The organism is Gardnerella sp. c11Ua_71 (assembly GCF_055818025.1).
Map to the genome: position 1 here is coordinate 54,349 of NZ_JARFVR010000005.1, position 17,371 is coordinate 71,719.

Consider the following 17,371-nt stretch of genomic DNA (forward strand, 5'->3'; position numbering starts at 1 on the left):
AATAGCCACATGGACAATATGACTATTGATAATTACGATGCTCCTTCTTGCGTTCCGCGCATTATAGAAACGTACCCGCCTCAGGCGAGTGCGATAAAAAGTATGCGCAAAAGTACATCTGATAGTAATAAGTTGGAAGATTCGACTGTTATCGCATCTTTGAATCATGCGAATCATGTGGATAATGCAGATTACGCAAATCATGTAGATTACGCGACTGGTGTATCTTCTACTTCAGTTCATAGCGATTTTGATGCATTAGATAATCATAGTGTTCAAAAAAATATTGGTAGCTTGAACTATTCGCTAAAGCCTTTTCCAAAAAATGTTGTAATCGGTTCATCGGCAAATGATGGAGTTGGTTTAAGCACTACTCTTGCTCTTCTGGCAAGTCATATATCTAGTAAAAAATATGTTGTTGCACTAATCGACGCAGATATTTCTAACGGCGGATTAGATGTTTTGTTGGGATTGGAGCAGGACGAGGGTAGAAGATTGCAAGAGGTTCAAGCTCCTTTAGGACGATTAGACGGATATGTATTGCGTTGTGAACTTCTGCACTGGAATAACGTTGATATTTTGGCTTACGCTCCTTGGAAAAGTGAAGAGCCTAAGCCATGGGTTATTGAAGCTGCTATTAGAGGTCTTTCCAACGCTTGTGATGTAGTAATTGTTGATATTGGATCTGGTTTTTCAGCAAGAAGGCTTTTAAAGAATCTTCCAACTTTAGCGCAAGTTCCAACCATATTTGCTGCAGAGCTTAGTGTTCTTGGTCTTGCCAGATTGCGTGCATATTGGCGAAGCCTAGAATCTGACCATAAAGATTACTCTAGAAAACAAACTTCTATTGTCGCAGGATTAAATCCGCGTGGTCTTTCTAAAAGGTTTTGCCCTGTAAATGTTAATGAAGCTTGTGATTATTTGCTTTGCGATGTAGAAGGTCCAATTGGTCACGATCCTAAAATGTACGAAGACATAATATCTGGTTACGGTATAAGAGATATTCCAAAATCCGCCAAAATTCCAATAGAAAAAATAACAACATGGTTGCTTGGAGACTCCTCTAATTCCTCTTTGAAAATATCTGGAAAACAATCTGAACAACAATATAAACAATCAAATTCACAATCATATGAATCTGAAAGATTCTCAAAAATATCAAGGGGTAAGCATGGTTTTAGAAGATATTGATTTTGGCATTCTGCAAGAGCTTGCAGATAACCCTCAAACAACAGATATTGTTGTTACAGACACAGGTCACGTTTGGGTAGATAAAGGTTTTGGGTTGCAAGAGTACAATCCAAGAATTCCATTTGATAATCCTATGATTTTGCGAGAATATGCAGTTTGGCTTTGTGCACAATTAGGCAAAAGATTAGATGATTCATGCCCGATTGCAGATGCTTCTAGCCCAGTAGGAGTGCGAGTACACGCTCTTATTGCTCCAATAGTTTTAAGTGGTGCTGCTATTTCGATTCGTTTTCCCGCTTTAAAACGCTATTGTTTAACAGAGTTAAGTAGTAGAGGAATGTTTCCTATTGAATTATCTAGAATACTTTATTTATTGGTAACTCAACGTGCGAATATTTTGATTACGGGAAGCACTGGCTCTGGTAAAACAACGTTAATGAAGTCTCTTTTAGCTTCTTGTGATGAAAAAGACAGAATAGTTACTGTTGAAGAAACAAGAGAATTAGGTTCATTATCTAAGGATCATGTGTCTTTAGCTACAAGAGAAGCAAACGTTGAAGGAGTAGGCAGCGTTGGCTTGTCGAATCTTGTAAAGGCAACTTTGAGGATGAGACCAGACAGAATTATTTTAGGTGAGTGCAGGGGTCAAGAAATAGCTGATTTATTGCGCGTTTTTACATGTGGTCATAAAGGTGGAATGACAACTTTGCATGCTGATAAAGTCCAAAAGGTGCCAGCTAGATTAATGTCTTTAGGGCTTCTTGCAGGACTGGAACCTTCTGCTTTATGTGCTCTTGCCGCTGATGCTTTTGATGTTGTTATACATGTAGAAAGAGTAAATGGTATGCGAGTTGTAAAAGAACTTGGAGTATTGCGTTCTACGGATTCTGGCGCGTTAGAAGGTATGCCAATTTTAAGATTGAAAAATTGCGTTAATTCTAATGATAGTAATTTTTCTGCTCAGATAGAGGCAACGTCTGCTTGGAAAAATTTTGCCATTAAATGGCATTTACCGTTGGATACAGGGTTGTTTCTGTAATTGATAAAGACAGTAAAGGATTTTTTGAAAATGGGTATTGAAGAATCACTAGCTGCTCTTGTGGCTTCTTTGCGTTCTGGTGCTTCTTTTGAATCGATTATAAGAGGAGACAGCAATAATGATAATCGCAATGGACTTATTAAAGAGACCGATAATGGCAATAACAATTACAACAGCAATAACAGCGAAAGCTATTTCCAAGTTATAAACGTTGAATCGGTGTTTAAATGGATTGATTCTCGCTGTTCTAATAGGATTAAGAATCTTAGCGCTCGCCAAAGAAGTAAAGTTAGAAAAGACATGCGCAAGGTTGCGCAATCGCTTATGTCTGTATACGAATTGAGCAGTTCTATCGGATGCTCTATGACTGATTGCGTTCAAGCTGTTTCTGACTCTTATCATGCCAATAAGAGGGTTAATGATTTAAGCTCAGAAGTTTTTGCAATGCCTAAAGCAACTATTAGGTTGCTAACTGCTCTACCATTTTTGGCTCTTCTTACTGGACAATTGTTGGGTGTAAATCCAATATTGATGATTTTTACAAGTTCTAGAGGATATGCACTCTTAGGTATTGGCTTATTGTTTTATGTAATCGGTCTTTTATGGGTTACATGGATCATGAAGTCATCTAAAAAAGCAATGCTGAGTGCTGTTTCTAATGTCGATTAATGAGTTAATGGTTATTAAGGATCGTGGAAAATGTTTAAGGCAATTATCGTTTGGATTATTTTAGTAGCTTATATAGTTACATTATGCAAATTTTTTACTAGACAGATGATTCTTAACCCGTGCTATGAGCGCGCTTGTAAACCTGCGATTTCTATGAGAGACAATTACGATTTTAGGCGTAACAAAGTTGAAGATATAGATCCAATTTTGGGTTTGCAAATGATGATAGTTGCTTTAAAAAGTGGAGTCGCAATTACTAGAGCACTTGACGCTGTTGGGTCATCTATTCCTGGAGGAAAAGGGATTTGGCTAAGGAATGTTTCTAAAGCACTACTTTCTGGAGATACTTGGATAGAAGCTTGGAGTGCTCCTTATGTGTGCTTCGATAAAAAAGATAAAAATCCATCTGCATCTTTTGTGTTAAGTATGTGGCTTAGACAGTCACTTAGAGAGTCATGGAGTTGTGGAAGTTCTCCAGTTCCTGTACTCATAGCGATTTTACAAAATTATGAGCAATCTATGCGAAACGTGGCAAAAAAAGAAAGCTCTAGGCTTTCTGTTCGTCTGCTTCTGCCTGTTGGGTTATGTTTTCTGCCAGCGTTTATTTTCGTAGGAATTTTGCCGACAGTATCTGCATTTATGTATTAATCGCAATCTAAAAATAAAAAATTTGTATCCCAATATTGGGTACATAAATAAAAGAAAAATAACAATAAAAATAACAAAAAGAAAGGTAACGGTGAGTGATTATGAGATCAATTACTGCTGCATTGTCAACATGGTATTGCATGTGTTCAATGCGAATGAATGAAGGATTAATTAAAGCTGAACAAGCATGTAATAACATGCAGAATCGTTTGAGCAAAGATTTAAAGCAGTGTGATGATGGGGCTGTTACGGCAGAATATGCTGTTGTTCTTATAGCTGCCACAGCTTTTGCTACAGTGCTTATTGCTATTGCCAAATCAGATGCTGTTCGTACAGCTATCAGTGAGCTTGTTACAAAAGCTCTACATGTTAGCTAGCTTTAAGTAAATAGTCATTTGTAAAACTGTGAAACATTGCGTGAAACTTAAAACATACTTTGAAAAACGTGATATGAAATATTTATAAAGTTTTTTTGACCGTGATGTTTATGTGATTTGTTGTGGGATTTTAACTAATGCGAAAAGAAACGAGACAAAATGGAGAATCATGTATTTTTGAACATTTTAGATAAGAGAACGACTAAGAATAATTGTCATAAGATAAATAATTCAAAAGATTCTGGGGCTGTTACCGCAGAATTTGCGATTATTCTTCCTGCAGTTGTGGTACTTGCTTTAACGTTATTTTTTGTTGGTAAATCAGTAGTAAATACAATGAATTGCCATGATGCAGCAGGTCAAGTAGCATACTATGTTGCTTCGCACCACAATTCTAAAGATGCGCAAAATATAGTATCTAAAGTATCTGGAGTTAATAGTTCTGTAAAAGTCAAATATGTTGGGAATATGGCAGATATTGTTGTAAGCTGCCCAGTTGTGCCAGACCCTTTAAAAGTATTGCCATTGTCTGTGGAAGCTCGCATTAGCCAGGTTTTAATATGAGTCAAAAAATATGTAAGCGATTAAGCATTTTGAATACGCAATATTACAGTTTTAAACATTTGCGTAGAGCAGATTGTGGTTCTGGAACTATGTTAGGCATAGGATTGGTAATAGCAATCTGCTCTATGCTTGTTGTTTGTGCGACTTTAGGGTCAATTTTGGTGCAAAAACACCGAGCTTACGCTCTTGCAAACGCATCGGCTATATCAGGTGCAGTTGCTATGAGAAATATGCAAGATGATGCATGTCAAGTTGCAGAGCGCACAGCAAAGGCAAATAATGGGAAAATAGAATCTTGTGTTGAAAAAGATGATGATGTATTAATCAGTCTAAGTGTGCCTTTACGACTTCCTATGGTTAATAAGATAAATGTAACGGCTAGAGCTGGTTTAATAGATTGTGGCTAATAAGTGTGTGGAAAATATCAAGTATTCATGCGATTGGTCATAATGTAGCATGTTAATAGGCGATTAGCATGTTAATGTCTAAATGTTTAGAATAGAACAGAAACTTTGCTCAAGTAGAGTTGAGCTAATATTCAGGTGACGGTAGGTTATAGTTATGGCACTTGCATTGTATCGAAGGTATCGTCCAGACACGTTTGAAGGAGTGATAGGACAGAATCAAGTTACCGTTCCTCTTATGAGAGCGCTAGATCAAGGCAAAATAACGCACGCCTACCTATTTTCGGGTCCACGCGGTTGTGGAAAAACAAGCTCTGCGCGTATTCTTGCTCGTTGTATTAACTGCAAAGAGGGTCCTACTTCTAAACCATGCGGAAAATGCCAAAGCTGTAAAGATCTTGCAACAGGCGGATCAGGTTCAATAGACGTTGTAGAAATAGATGCTGCAAGCCACAATGGTGTTGACGATGCTAGAGAATTACGCGAACGTGCAGGTTTCGCTCCAGCGCGCGATCGATATAAGATTTTTATTCTTGATGAAGCGCACATGGTAACTCCGCAAGGATTCAATGCTTTGCTGAAGATTGTGGAAGAGCCACCTGAGCATGTTATGTTTATTTTTGCCACTACTGAACCAGATAAGGTGATTGGAACTATACGTTCTAGAACCCACCATTATCCGTTTAGACTTGTTCCTCCAGAAGTAATGGGACCGTATTTGCAAGACATTTGCAAAAAGGAAGGTATTCAAGCGCAAAAGGGCGTTTTGCGGCTTGCTATGCGCGCTGGCGGCGGATCCATGCGAGACACATTATCTGTTTTAGATCAGCTTATGATTGGCTCAGATGATGGTGTTATCTCGTTAGATTCAGCAGTTGCTTTGCTTGGTTTTACGCCTTCTAATCTTATTGCAGATGTTATTGATGCCCTTATTGAAAAAGACGGTGCAAAATTATATGAAGTTGTACAAAAAGTGGTAGTCGGAGGATTTGACACTCGTAAGTTTGTGGAAGATCTTCTCGGACGATTGCGTGATTTGTTGCTTTTGGTTTCTGCTGGTCCAAATTGTGCTAAAAACTTGTTAGGCGATTTATCGCCAGAAGACATGCAAGATTTGCAACGACAATCAAGTCAGCTAACTTTGAGAAGCTTGTCTAAAATGGCAGAAATCGTCAATAATGCTTTTGCTGGAATGGCAAATGCTGTTTCGCCTAGAATGAATCTTGAGATTCTTATGGCTAGATTGCTTGCTGATATGCAATCTGGTACTACTGTGCAGGAATCATTTGCTCAATCTAATAATCAATCTCTTGCAAAGTCTTCCTCACATCCTGCATCTTCTGCAAGGCATTTTATTGGTTCAAATTCTGCTGTAAATCCAGTAAATCCAGTAAATCCAGTTAATCCAGTTAATCCAGTTAATCCAGTTAATCCAGTAAAAATTGCTGAAGCTCCTTCGGTAATTCTTGATGATAAATCTGAAATCAACAATAACACGCAAGCGAATTGGTCAACTGCAACCGTTGAAAAACAGACAACACAAGAGCTTGACGTGGATGAAACTTGGGATAATCTGGTTAAAAATCTGCCAGACGATGTTCGTGAATACGTAGAGAGAGATCGCGTTCCAAAAGTTAGATTAGACGATGGAAATGCAGCAAAAAGAAGGCTTGTATTAACTTTTGACCAGCCTATAAGCCAACATGCTTTTGCGCTCGCGATTTGCACAACAGAACCTTACGATGGTAAAAAAGTGCCAGTTGTGGTTATGAACAAAGTAAAAGACGCATTTGGAAAAAACGTTGCAATAGCTCCAGATTTAGTAGCTGCAAACGGCGAAAAAGTGGAGTCTGTTGCAAGAATGACTCCGCAACGACTTGCACAAGTTAAGCGAGACTTGCTTATGCGAAAAGCTGGAATCGTAAAAGGATTCGGAAAAATAATCGAGAAAAGTTCTGATTCAGATTCAAATAATGCGGATTCCAGTAGCGATGATGCTGGCTCTAGTGACGATTCAAGTGCTGGTGCGGAGGCTTGCGACTCATCTGGTTCTGCAATTTCAGAAAGTGCTTTAGATTTAGATATTGAGAAAGATGACGCATGGGCAGGTATGGGATCTGCTCCAATGGGAGATGCGATTGCTGCATTACAGAATGCAGATTTTAATGCTGAAGTAGTAAACGATTCAGAAAACGCAGATAACGTTGCATCATACGCGCAGCAATGGGGTCAAAAGTCGCAGATAAGTCAGCAAAATTTGCAGCGCGCAAATTCAGAATCGCAGGTAGACAATGAGTCAAAAGCGCGAATCTCTAATGGTGTAAACGGCGCTCAAGAAGACGAATGCTCCATGCAGGACGAATCGTTAGAGTCTGCAACCAATTTGAGCATAGATGATTTAGAGAAGATGTTTGAGGTGAAATCTGTAAAAGAATTCGCTGCAAGTGATCCAAAAAATCCTAAAAATGCAGGATTGCATAAGCGAAAGCAAGAGGAGTAAGTAAAAGTGCATAACGTGTCATCGTATGACGGTGCAATAGGCAGAGTTATTGATGCGTTCTCTAAGCTTCCAGGAATAGGACCAAAAGGCGCGCAGCGAATTGCATTCTATATACTTTCATCATCTGATGTACAAACGCAGGATTTAATTGACGCAATCAGTGACTTGCGCGAGAATGTGCGATTTTGTGAAATTTGCGGAAATGTTTGCGAGCAAAGTCCTTGTGTTATTTGCCAAGATCCGCGAAGAGATCACACAAAAATATGCGTTGTAGAAGAGCCCAAAGACATTATGAGCATTGAGAGAACTCACGAATACGCTGGCGTTTACCACGTTTTGGGCGGTGCCATTAATCCAATGGCAAACATTGGACCTGCAGACTTAAAAATAACGCAACTACTTGAGCGCTTAAAAGATGCGCAAGTAAAAGAAGTCATTTTAGCGCTTGACCCAAATATTGAAGGAGAAGCTACAGTAACTTATTTAGCACGTTTGCTTGAGCCGCTTGACATAAGTATTACGCGACTTGCAAGCGGATTGCCAGTTGGTGGAGACTTAGAGTATGCAGACGAGATAACTCTTGGTCGCGCATTTGCAGGAAGACAAGAAGTATAGAAGATTTGTGAATTCATAAGCAAACGCGTTTGATAAGTCGCAAGAAACCGCTTGTTGTATATACGCCACTCATAATATCTCTAAAACTAAAAATAAATAGAGCACAGTTGATAGTCTAATTTTAGATTAGTCTTATTTGGATTAATTCTTATTGCATTAGCGTACTTTAGATAATAGTGACGGCTGAACATAAGGGGTTACAGTGGCTCTTATAGTGCAGAAATACGGTGGATCGTCCGTAGAAGATACGGACGCAATTCAGCGTGTAGCCAAAAGGATTCTTGATACAAAAGCTGCTGGTAACGATGTTGCTGTTGTCGTTTCCGCTATGGGAGATACCACAGACGACTTGATTGACCAAGCAATGAGTGTAAATGCGCATCCTCCTGCCAGAGAGATGGATATGCTTATGACTGCAGGAGAGCGTATTTCCATGAGTCTTCTAGCAATGGCTATTCATGCTCAAGGCTCGCACGCATACTCTTTTACTGGTTCTCAAGCTGGATTTATGACAGACGCGCAATTTGGAGCAGCTCATATTCGCGCTGTTAAGCCAGATCGTGTTCAGCATGCGCTTAAAAAAGGCAGTGTTGCTATTGTTGCAGGATTCCAAGGAATCAGCGAGATTGGTGACGACACAACGCTTGGTAGAGGCGGATCAGACACTTCGGCAGTGGCGCTTGCTGTTGCTCTTGGAGCAGATGTTTGCGAGATTTACACAGATGTTGATGGCGTATTTACGGCAGATCCTCGAATTGTTCCAACCGCAAAGCGAATTCCTGTTATCGATTATGATTCAATGCTTGAGATGTCATCTTGCGGATCTCGAGTGTTAGCTTTGAGATGCGTTGAATACGCACAAAGATTCAGTATGCCTCTTCATGTTCGCAGCTCGTTTTCGCACAGAAACGGAACATTAATTGTGCCGAGTGGAGTAAATCCAAAGAGCTTGCCGAATTTAAACTAATTATTTATTAAAGAAGACACAAGCATAACAACAGACAGAACGCATAGGCAATAGACATAAGGCGGCAAAAATGGCAAATAAAATAACAAATGTAGACATTCGCTCAACAATGGGCGATTTATTCCCAGACTTAGGCCCAGAGACCCCTGTGATTTCTGGCGTTGCACACGATAGAAGCGAATCTATGATTACTCTTCGAGGCGTTCCCGATAAGCCTGGAAACGCTGCAAAAGTGTTTACAACTCTTGCTGCTGCAGACGTTAACATAGACATGATTGCTCAGGCAAGCGCATCCACCGAAACGGCTGACATATCGCTTACGGCTCCAAGCTCGTCCCTAGACGCCGTTTGCAAGGTATTGCAGGGCGCGCGCGGCGAATTGCAATTTACGTCTATGGATGTAGACCCTTCTGTTGGCAAAGTCGCAGTTGTTGGCGTTGGAATGAAAACCTATTCTGGTCTTGCAGCCACTTTCTTTACGGCTCTAAGCGATCACGGTATTAATATTCTTATGATTTCTACATCGGAAATTCGTATTGCTGCGATTGTTCCAGTAAAACAGCTTGACGAGGCGGTTCGTGCGCTTCACACAGCCTACGGATTAGACACAAGCAAAGTCGAAGCTGTTGTTTATGGAGGAAGCGGGCGCTGATCGCGTAAAAACACGCAAAATAAGGGAGGCAAAATGGCAATCATAAGCAATACAGGCGTAAACCTTGCGGTTTTAGGTGCGACGGGTCAGGTTGGAATGGTTATGCGTCGCGTATTAGATGAGCGCGATTTTCCAATTAAAAACTTGCGATTTTTGGCTTCCGCGCACTCTGCTGGAACTGTTTTGAACTATCGAGGTAAAGATGTTGTTGTAGAAGACGTAGAAAAAGCAGATTTAAGCGGAATTGACATTGCGATTTTCTCCGCAGGCGGCGGAACATCCAAAGTGTGGGCGCCTCGATTCGCGGATGCGGGTGCAATTGTAATAGATAATTCTTCTCAATGGCGTATGCATAACGATGTTCCGCTGGTAGTTGCAGAAGTAAACCCAGAAGATTTAAATGATATTCCGCGTGGAATAGTGGCGAATCCTAATTGCACAACAATGGCGTGTATGCCTGTTTTAAAACCGCTTTCTGACGCTTTTGGTCTAAGGCGACTTATTGTATCTTCTTATCAGGCAGTTTCTGGAGCTGGTAGAGCTGGAGCATTGCAGCTTATGAATGAAGCGCAAGCTGCCTTAGATCAAGGCGTGGATAAGCTTGTGTTTGATGGAGATGCTATTGATTTTCCGCAGCCAACCAAAGTTGCGTGCACAATTGCATTCAACGTTGTGCCATTCATTGGCGCGATTGTTGAGGATGGGTCGCAAGAAACCGACGAAGAGCAAAAGCTTCGCAACGAAAGTCGTAAGATTCTTCATCTGCCAAAGCTCGCAGCAAGCTGCACATGCGTGCGCGTGGGCGTTTTTACTGGTCACGGAATGAGCATTAATGCCGAATTTGAGCGCGATGTAACTCCAGATATGGCTCGCAAAGTATTAAGCAAGGCTCCGGGAGTCGAGCTTAGCGATATTCCTACTCCGCAACTTGCTGCAGGAAAGTCTGCGAGCTACGTTGGGCGTATTCGCCAAGATCAAGCGGTTGATGGAAAGCGCGGATTGGCAATGTTTATTACAAATGACAATCTTCGTAAGGGTGCTGCTCTTAACGCTGTGCAATTGGCGGAAATCGTAGCTAAAAAACGACACCTTGTAGATTGATTAGACCTGCGCGAATTAGCTATTATAAAAAATTTTACGTAAAATGTAATTATGTCTATAGCTTCGCAAGAAATACAAAAGCAGCTTGATCGCATTGTTGCTCTTGGCTACCCAGATGTTGCAGATATGAGTGCTGCATCGTTTCGTGCTTTAGCTTTGCCGCTTATTCGCGCTCTTGATCAAAGCGATTTGGGTACTAATATTCTTCTTGTGCCTACTCGTGAGCTAGTTTCGCCAGAATCCTTAATTTCTAGGACGAGTATTGATCGTATGGCTGGTTTTACAACAATGCCGCCTAGAGATATAGCTAGTTTTCTGCCACAAGATGGTTTTGAGCCTCCAGAAGGTCCATTTTACTTGGCATTAGACCCTCATACAGGTACATCGTATTTGAATCGTGAGCCAGATGTTGCCAGAAAACTTATAGATTCAGACGAGCGTCTTCCTTTGACTTTAGAAGAAGGATTGGCGGTTGTTACTCAGCATCCAGATTGGCTTGAAATAAAAAATGGTTTTAATCTTCTTGGGTCTAAAAGTTCCGATGGAAGAGTGCCGAGTATTTGGATGAGTCAAGGTGCTCCTCGTCTTGGAGCTGTATGGCCAAATTCAAGGCATACTTGGCTTGGCAACGCGTATTGTACTGCGCGTCGTGGCGTATCTCTATTCCAATGAAGAGTATTAAATATTAATCTAATAAATTAAGAAGTTGATAGCAAAAGCATCATCAGGTAGTCAGTAAGCAAGGTGTATTGTGGCATACATAACTTTTGATCATGTTGTAAAAGAGTATCCATCTGGATCAAGTGTTGTGCGCGCTCTAGATAATGCTAGTTTTACAGCCGAGCGCGGCAAACTCACCGTAATACTAGGGGCTTCGGGTGCAGGTAAAACTACAGCCTTGAATATTTTAGGCGGTATGGATACGGCAACAAGCGGTAGTGTAACTGTTGGTGATTTAAATATTACAAAGCTAAATGGTCGTGGGCTTGTAAAGTATCGAAGAGAAGATATTGGTTTTGTCTTCCAATTCTATAATCTCGTTCCAAACTTGACAGCGTTAGAAAACGTAGAGCTTGCTTCACAAATTTGCTCAGATCATTTTGATCCAGCACAAACGCTTATTGACGTAGGTTTGGAAAAAAGACTTAATAATTTCCCAGCACAACTTTCTGGAGGCGAGCAGCAGCGAGTTTCTATTGCGCGCGCACTTGCTAAAAAGCCTAAGTTGCTTTTATGCGATGAGCCTACGGGTGCACTAGATTATGAAACCGGAAAAGCTGTTTTGCAATTATTGCAAGATATTTGCCAAAAAGAAGGAATGACAGTTCTTATTATTACTCATAATGCTGCTATTGCTCCTATGGCTCATAAAGTTGTGAGATTCCATTCTGGAAAAGTCGTAAGCGAAACAGTACAAGAAAATCCGACGGCAATTGCAGATATTGAATGGTGATTTGTAGAGTGGTGATTTGTAGTGAGTAGCGGAACTGTAAAATCTAAGAAAATCAAGCGCAAAGATGCGATTCGCAATAAGCGCTCACGCTCTATTTTGCCAATGGTTTTTATTAGCGCCATTAGAATGTGGGTTCACGAATGGCGTCGTTTTTGCATACTAGCAGTTATAGCAATGCTTGGCGTTGCTGTTATGACTGGCATTTATGCAGGATGCAACGATATGCTTCTTGGAGCAAATGACACTTACTCTAAGCTCAAAGCTTACGACCTACAAATTGTTTCTACGCTTGGTTTGACTGACAAAGATGTTAAAGCAATCAAAAAATTGCCATTTGTTAGTGAAGCAGAGGCGGGAAAGTCGTTTAAAGCTACTGCTCATCCTTCGAATAATGCCAATTTGTCTTATGCAATGAACGTAGTTCAATATAATCACAATGTTAAAAAACTGAATCGTCTGCATTTAATGCGTGGCAATATGCCAACAAACAATCGTCAAGCTGTAGTAACCGAGCGATTTTTGCACAATAGCGGATTGCGTATTGGTAGCACACTGTTTTTGAGTATGCAACAAGTCACTAATCAATCTAATTCGTCTAATCAACCGATTCAAAATCAAAAATATAAGCTTCTAATTACAGGAAGTGTGTTAGACGTAAACGATTTGGACAATCCAAACGGGTATCAATCAAAAGCTTTCCGCAATTCCGTAATATCACGCTACCCTATTTTTACCTCTGCGATTACTGAAAGCACAAATAATCTTCCATACACAGCTATGTATGTGCGACTAAATGAGGCTCAACGCGTTAACGATTTTTCGCAAAAGTATCGCGCAATTGTGGCAAATGCTTCAAACCAGATTAAAGACAGCGTGCAAAGCGATTGCCAAGAGTCGCGCACAAATCAGGTTGTAGAAGATCAAACTAATCAAAAAGTAGATCAAACTATAGCCAATATGCCGATGCTTAAGAACGCTCCCGACTCGGTTTTGGCTAAGGCTCGCGCGCAAATTTACGCAAAAATTAAGCCAGAAGTGCAAAAGAATGTTCCTCAAGCAAGATGGCATATTTTTGCTCGCATATCAAACGGAAGCTATACTCGCCTGCGTTCTGATGTTGCCTCGATTCAATCTCTTGGATACGCTTTTCCAGTGCTTTTTCTTGTAGTGGCAATGATGATGAGCCTAACAGCTATGGCAAGAATGGTAGAAGAAGAACGAGGACTAATTGGAACATACTTAAGCTTAGGCTATGGACGTTGCGCAGCAATAACAAGGCACGCTTTCTTTGCGATTTTTGCCTGTCTAGTAGGCGGCGGAATTGGCGATATTCTAGGATTCTTAGCAATTCCATCTTTATTACTTAAGATTTTGCGCGGATTGTACACAGTTCCAGGAGTTGTTTTACGATACGACTGGCTTTATGGTTCGATTTGTGTACTCGCGTTTGTAATACCAGTTGCAATATGCACAATAATCGTAAGCTGGAGGGAGACAAGGCAAGTGCCAGCGGCATTATTGCGTCCAAAATCTCCAAAAGCTGGCGCTCGCGTGCTTCTTGAACATCTACCTTTTATCTGGAATCGTCTAAGTTTCCTCAACAAAGTATCTATAAGGAATCTGGCTCGTTTTAAAGGCAGACTATTTATGACAATTGGCGGTGTAGCTGGTTGCACGGCATTAATCGTGTGTGCTTTAGCATTAAACGATACTGTAGCAACTCTTGGAATCCGCCAATATGATGGCATTTACCGCTACGATATGATTTCTATTTCCGCTCCAGACGCATTCCAAAATATGAAGAAAAGTGTGCAGAAAGATAAATCCAACAACCTTGTTGATGTTATTTTGCCTGCCTACATTAGTTCTGGGGAAATCGCAAAAAGCGATGCGAATAATGGTAAATCTAATAGCAATTCCAATAACAATTCGCATAATAAAATCGTTGAAGATTCTGAAAGCGTGCAAATTGTAGTTGTTAAAGATGCTGCAGCTTTGTCTAATATGGTTCGTCTACAAGATGTTAACAATAATTTGCAAAATATTTCGCTTAATGATGATGGTCCGCTTCTTTCGCAGAGCGCAGCATCGTCGTTGGGAATTGCGAATGGAAACTATATTACAATAACAAACTCCAGTTTTAAGCGCGCAAAAGTGAAGTTGCGTGCAATCGTGCGTAATCTTATTGGTTCAAATATCTATATGACTTCTCGTTGCTATGAAAGAATATTCAGTTTTAAAAATGGGAAAAACGTTAAGAATAATGCGCTAATATTGCGCCTTCGTGGAGACGATGATGCAAAAATGCGTTACGCAGACCATGTGTCAGATAGGGATGGCGTGTTAGCTGTTATGAACATTACGCGCATGAAACATTCGTTTAGCTTTGATTTAATGAATGCTGTTGTAGCGCTTATAGTAACTCTTGCAGCAGGCTTGGCGTTAGCTGTGCTGTTTACATTGGCAAGCACTAATATTTCGGAACGCACGCGAGAGATGGCAACTTTAAAGGTTCTTGGCTTTTATCGTAGAGAAGTTCATGCTTATGTGCATAAGGAGATGCTTACTCTTACTGTAATTGGTATTCTTGTTGGTCTGCCTCTTGGAAGATTGGTTGCAGGCTTGTTAACAAATGCTTTGCGCATGCCTTCTCTGTATTTTGAGGTTGAAGTATCTCCATTAAGCTACGCTATTGCTGGCTTTGCAACGCTGGTCTTTGCTTTAATCGTTCAATGGTCAACTAATCCCGCGTTGGACCGCATTGACCCTGTTAGTTCGCTTAAAAGTGTTGAATAAAGTTGAATAATGAAATTCAAATATTTACGGGTTCTTATAAAATCGAAAGCTCACGGCTAAAAGAATGGAGTTATAGCAATGAGTGATATTGACCACACTAACAATGGTCACACTAACAAAATGGAGCGCAGCCTTACAAAAAGGCATGTGCAATTCATTGCTATAGGCGGAACAATCGGCACGGGACTATTCTTAGGCTCGGGCAAATCCATTAGTCTTACGGGTCCAAGCATTGTGTTTGTGTACATAATCGTTGGATTAATCATGTTTTTGCTTATGCGAGGCATTGGCGAACTTATGTACAAGGATCCAAACCAGCATACGTTTATTAGTTTTATTACTAAATACTTGGGCAAAGGCTGGGGCAATTTTGCAGGATGGTCGTATTGGATAGTGCTTGTGCTTATTGGCATGAGTGAGATTACGGCTGTAAGTACGTATTGTGTTACGTTTTTCCAGACTTTTGGCATAGACGTAAGTAGTTGGAAATGGCTTATAGAAGTAGTGTTTTTAGCTGCTTTAGTGTGTATAAATTTGGTTGCTGTAAAGCTGTTTGGTGAAACCGAGTTTTGGTTCTCAATGATTAAAATCACGTTGATTGTGGCTCTTATTGCTACAGCAATTGTGATGGTTGTAGTCGGATATCATTATCCAGCAACAGCGCTTCATGGTGGTGTTGTAAGTCCTGCTGGTCACGCAGGTTTTGACAATATATTCAATAATTTCTCGCTTATGCCAAATGGATGGTTGGCATTTTTGATGAGTTTCCAAATGGTGTTCTACGCATACCAGCTTATTGAGTTTGTAGGCGTTACGGTTTCGGAAACTAAGAATCCTCGCCAAGTTTTGCCAAAGGCAATCAACGAGATTATTATGCGAATCTTGATTTTCTACGTTGGAGCGCTGATTGCGATTATGCTAATTGTTCCTTGGCAGCAGTTTAAGGCAACTAATGCGCAGGGAGTTTATATGTCTCCGTTTATAATGGTTTTCCAATATGCGGGGCTTCATTGGGCTTCGGCGCTTGTGTTCTTTGTGGTAATAACAGCCGCATCTTCTGCGCTTAATTCGCTGCTTTATTCTGCAGGACGCCACATGTATCAGATTGCGTTGGAATCTAATTCTCCTGTTCTTTCGCATTTGCGCAAGGTTTCGCGCGCTAAAGTTCCTGCACGAGCAATCGTTTTTTCTGCTGCACTAATTCTGTTCTCGCCGATTATTAACTCGATTCCTGGAGTTCACGGAGCGTTTATAGTGTTTGCTTCTGCCTCTTCTGCAGTGATAATCATGATTTACATTTTGATTATGGTTACGCACAGAAAGTACCGTGCTTCTGCTGATTTTATGCCAGATGGTTTTGTTATGCCGCATTATAAGCTGCTTAATTCTCTTACTATTGCATTCTTTGTGTTTGTGTACATAACGCTGTTTATTAGCGAGGATACTCGTGGATCTGCTATTGGCGGTCTTATTTGGCTTGTTCTTTTTGGAGGCTATTGCGCTCTGCATCAGCATTGGCAGAATCGCGATTTAGCGGCGGCTTTGGGTAGGTAGCTCTGGATAGCTAGTTACGCGATTTATGTTACGCTTTTTGTGTGCGAATTATTGTTGCGGATTGTAGTGCAGAATATACGGGTAGGCTTAATGCAAGCCTTCCATCAGCTAAGCGCGTGTTGCTTATTAAGGCTGATGGTAGTGTACTGATTTTTTCAGAGTTAGGGTCATATAAACCTCTTAATTGGATGGTTGCTCCTTGCACTATGCGTGTTATTGATGGAAATGTTTCTAAAGAGAACGATTGTTCTGATGGGTGCGACGATTCGAGTTCTGTTTCTTCAGATGGTTCTGTCGGCGCTTGTAGCGCGGATGCTTTCGACTTTTCGCGTGTTTTTAGCGACGGAACTGTTTTAAAAATTGCTGCAAAAAAGGGTAATGATCTGCTTTGCATTGTTCTGCAACACGTTTATAGCGATTCTTCGTATGATTTAGGCACAGACCCAGGTCTTGTTAAAGATGGCGTAGAAGATCATTTGCAGCGCTACTTGGCTGAGCAAATTGAGCGTATTGGCGATGGTGCTACATTGGTTCGCCGAGAATATCCTACTGCTATTGGTCCAGTGGATATTATGGCGCAGGATTCAAACGGTGTTCACGTTGCTATTGAGATTAAGCGACACGGTGGTATTGATGGTGTTGAGCAGCTTACGCGTTACTGCGAGTTATTGAATCGAGACCCGTTGCTTAAACCAGTTCGAGGCATTTTTGCTGCGCAGACTATTAGCCCACAAGCGCGAGTTTTGGCTGAGGATCGTGGCTTTACTTGCTTAATCCTCGATTACGATGAAATGCGCGGTGCTGAGTCTAACGATCTTCGCCTGTTTTAGCTTAACGATTT

17 protein-coding genes are annotated in these 17,371 nt (G+C 40.8%); all 17 read left to right on the forward strand.

The window, feature by feature from the left end:
• The first annotated feature begins 9 nt into the window (after positions 1 to 9).
• The 17 genes from P0106_RS05025 to nucS all read left to right on the forward strand — a co-directional run bounded on the left by P0106_RS05025 (position 10) and on the right by nucS (position 17,360).
• A complete protein-coding gene (locus tag P0106_RS05025) occupies positions 10 to 1,191 on the forward strand; it encodes a CpaE/TadZ family protein (RefSeq protein WP_004114156.1) in 1,182 nt (393 codons plus the stop codon).
• A complete protein-coding gene (locus P0106_RS05030) occupies positions 1,172 to 2,230 on the forward strand; it encodes a CpaF family protein (RefSeq protein WP_473730523.1) in 1,059 nt (352 codons plus the stop codon). Before P0106_RS05025 ends, P0106_RS05030 begins: the two co-directional genes overlap by 20 nt.
• Before the next feature lie 30 nt (positions 2,231 to 2,260).
• A complete protein-coding gene (locus tag P0106_RS05035; protein WP_415686401.1) occupies positions 2,261 to 2,899 on the forward strand; it encodes a type II secretion system F family protein in 639 nt (212 codons plus the stop codon).
• A gap of 30 nt (positions 2,900 to 2,929) precedes the next feature.
• Positions 2,930 to 3,547: a type II secretion system F family protein gene (locus tag P0106_RS05040; RefSeq protein ID WP_048730761.1), complete on the forward strand. Its 618-nt coding sequence runs from the start codon at positions 2,930 to 2,932 to the stop codon at positions 3,545 to 3,547.
• A 101-nt stretch (positions 3,548 to 3,648) separates the two neighbouring features.
• Complete coding sequence (locus P0106_RS05045) at positions 3,649 to 3,924, forward strand: DUF4244 domain-containing protein (protein WP_004114162.1); 276 nt, start codon at positions 3,649 to 3,651, stop codon at positions 3,922 to 3,924.
• A 159-nt stretch (positions 3,925 to 4,083) separates the two neighbouring features.
• Positions 4,084 to 4,488, forward strand: a complete 405-nt coding sequence (locus P0106_RS05050; RefSeq protein WP_004573653.1) for a TadE/TadG family type IV pilus assembly protein — start codon at positions 4,084 to 4,086, stop codon at positions 4,486 to 4,488.
• Positions 4,485 to 4,895 (forward strand): Rv3654c family TadE-like protein, encoded by a 411-nt coding sequence (locus P0106_RS05055; RefSeq protein ID WP_004114168.1) that lies wholly within the window; start codon positions 4,485 to 4,487, stop codon positions 4,893 to 4,895. Before P0106_RS05050 ends, P0106_RS05055 begins: the two co-directional genes overlap by 4 nt.
• Before the next feature lie 154 nt (positions 4,896 to 5,049).
• Positions 5,050 to 7,392, forward strand: coding sequence for a DNA polymerase III subunit gamma/tau (gene dnaX / locus P0106_RS05060; RefSeq protein ID WP_473730524.1), 2,343 nt, complete (start codon positions 5,050 to 5,052; stop codon positions 7,390 to 7,392).
• Between the two features lie 6 nt (positions 7,393 to 7,398).
• Positions 7,399 to 8,007 (forward strand): recombination mediator RecR, encoded by a 609-nt coding sequence (gene recR, locus P0106_RS05065; protein WP_004114171.1) that lies wholly within the window; start codon positions 7,399 to 7,401, stop codon positions 8,005 to 8,007.
• 202 nt (positions 8,008 to 8,209) lie between these two features.
• The gene (locus tag P0106_RS05070) at positions 8,210 to 8,974 is read left to right on the forward strand and encodes an aspartate kinase (RefSeq protein ID WP_004114173.1); all 765 of its coding nucleotides are present in this window, start codon (positions 8,210 to 8,212) and stop codon (positions 8,972 to 8,974) included.
• A 70-nt stretch (positions 8,975 to 9,044) separates the two neighbouring features.
• Positions 9,045 to 9,626, forward strand: coding sequence for an ACT domain-containing protein (locus P0106_RS05075; RefSeq protein ID WP_102720853.1), 582 nt, complete (start codon positions 9,045 to 9,047; stop codon positions 9,624 to 9,626).
• A 33-nt stretch (positions 9,627 to 9,659) separates the two neighbouring features.
• The gene (locus tag P0106_RS05080; protein ID WP_473730525.1) at positions 9,660 to 10,727 is read left to right on the forward strand and encodes an aspartate-semialdehyde dehydrogenase; all 1,068 of its coding nucleotides are present in this window, start codon (positions 9,660 to 9,662) and stop codon (positions 10,725 to 10,727) included.
• 51 nt (positions 10,728 to 10,778) lie between these two features.
• A complete protein-coding gene (locus tag P0106_RS05085; protein ID WP_004114180.1) occupies positions 10,779 to 11,399 on the forward strand; it encodes a DUF5701 family protein in 621 nt (206 codons plus the stop codon).
• 79 nt (positions 11,400 to 11,478) lie between these two features.
• Positions 11,479 to 12,180 carry an ABC transporter ATP-binding protein gene (locus P0106_RS05090; RefSeq protein ID WP_065189554.1) on the forward strand — a complete coding sequence of 234 codons (702 nt, stop codon included), beginning with the start codon at positions 11,479 to 11,481 and terminating at the stop codon, positions 12,178 to 12,180.
• A 21-nt stretch (positions 12,181 to 12,201) separates the two neighbouring features.
• A complete protein-coding gene (locus tag P0106_RS05095) occupies positions 12,202 to 14,976 on the forward strand; it encodes an ABC transporter permease (RefSeq protein ID WP_410310046.1) in 2,775 nt (924 codons plus the stop codon).
• 78 nt (positions 14,977 to 15,054) lie between these two features.
• Positions 15,055 to 16,530: an amino acid permease gene (locus tag P0106_RS05100; protein WP_473730526.1), complete on the forward strand. Its 1,476-nt coding sequence runs from the start codon at positions 15,055 to 15,057 to the stop codon at positions 16,528 to 16,530.
• A gap of 41 nt (positions 16,531 to 16,571) precedes the next feature.
• Positions 16,572 to 17,360 (forward strand): endonuclease NucS, encoded by a 789-nt coding sequence (gene nucS / locus P0106_RS05105; protein ID WP_119675958.1) that lies wholly within the window; start codon positions 16,572 to 16,574, stop codon positions 17,358 to 17,360.
• Positions 17,361 to 17,371 lie beyond the last annotated feature (11 nt).

What these genes read in the sequence shown, in the direction of transcription:
- P0106_RS05025 (WP_004114156.1), top strand. Translation starts at nt 10, where the DNA reads ATGGACAATATGACTATTGATAATTACGATGCTCCTTCTTGCGTTCCG.
- P0106_RS05030 (WP_473730523.1), top strand. Translation starts at nt 1,172, where the DNA reads ATGGTTTTAGAAGATATTGATTTTGGCATTCTGCAAGAGCTTGCAGAT.
- P0106_RS05035 (WP_415686401.1), top strand. Translation starts at nt 2,261, where the DNA reads ATGGGTATTGAAGAATCACTAGCTGCTCTTGTGGCTTCTTTGCGTTCT.
- P0106_RS05040 (WP_048730761.1), top strand. Translation starts at nt 2,930, where the DNA reads ATGTTTAAGGCAATTATCGTTTGGATTATTTTAGTAGCTTATATAGTT.
- P0106_RS05045 (WP_004114162.1), top strand. Translation starts at nt 3,649, where the DNA reads ATGAGATCAATTACTGCTGCATTGTCAACATGGTATTGCATGTGTTCA.
- P0106_RS05050 (WP_004573653.1), top strand. Translation starts at nt 4,084, where the DNA reads ATGGAGAATCATGTATTTTTGAACATTTTAGATAAGAGAACGACTAAG.
- P0106_RS05055 (WP_004114168.1), top strand. Translation starts at nt 4,485, where the DNA reads ATGAGTCAAAAAATATGTAAGCGATTAAGCATTTTGAATACGCAATAT.
- dnaX (WP_473730524.1), top strand. Translation starts at nt 5,050, where the DNA reads ATGGCACTTGCATTGTATCGAAGGTATCGTCCAGACACGTTTGAAGGA.
- P0106_RS05075 (WP_102720853.1), top strand. Translation starts at nt 9,045, where the DNA reads ATGGCAAATAAAATAACAAATGTAGACATTCGCTCAACAATGGGCGAT.
- P0106_RS05080 (WP_473730525.1), top strand. Translation starts at nt 9,660, where the DNA reads ATGGCAATCATAAGCAATACAGGCGTAAACCTTGCGGTTTTAGGTGCG.
- P0106_RS05085 (WP_004114180.1), top strand. Translation starts at nt 10,779, where the DNA reads ATGTCTATAGCTTCGCAAGAAATACAAAAGCAGCTTGATCGCATTGTT.
- P0106_RS05100 (WP_473730526.1), top strand. Translation starts at nt 15,055, where the DNA reads ATGAGTGATATTGACCACACTAACAATGGTCACACTAACAAAATGGAG.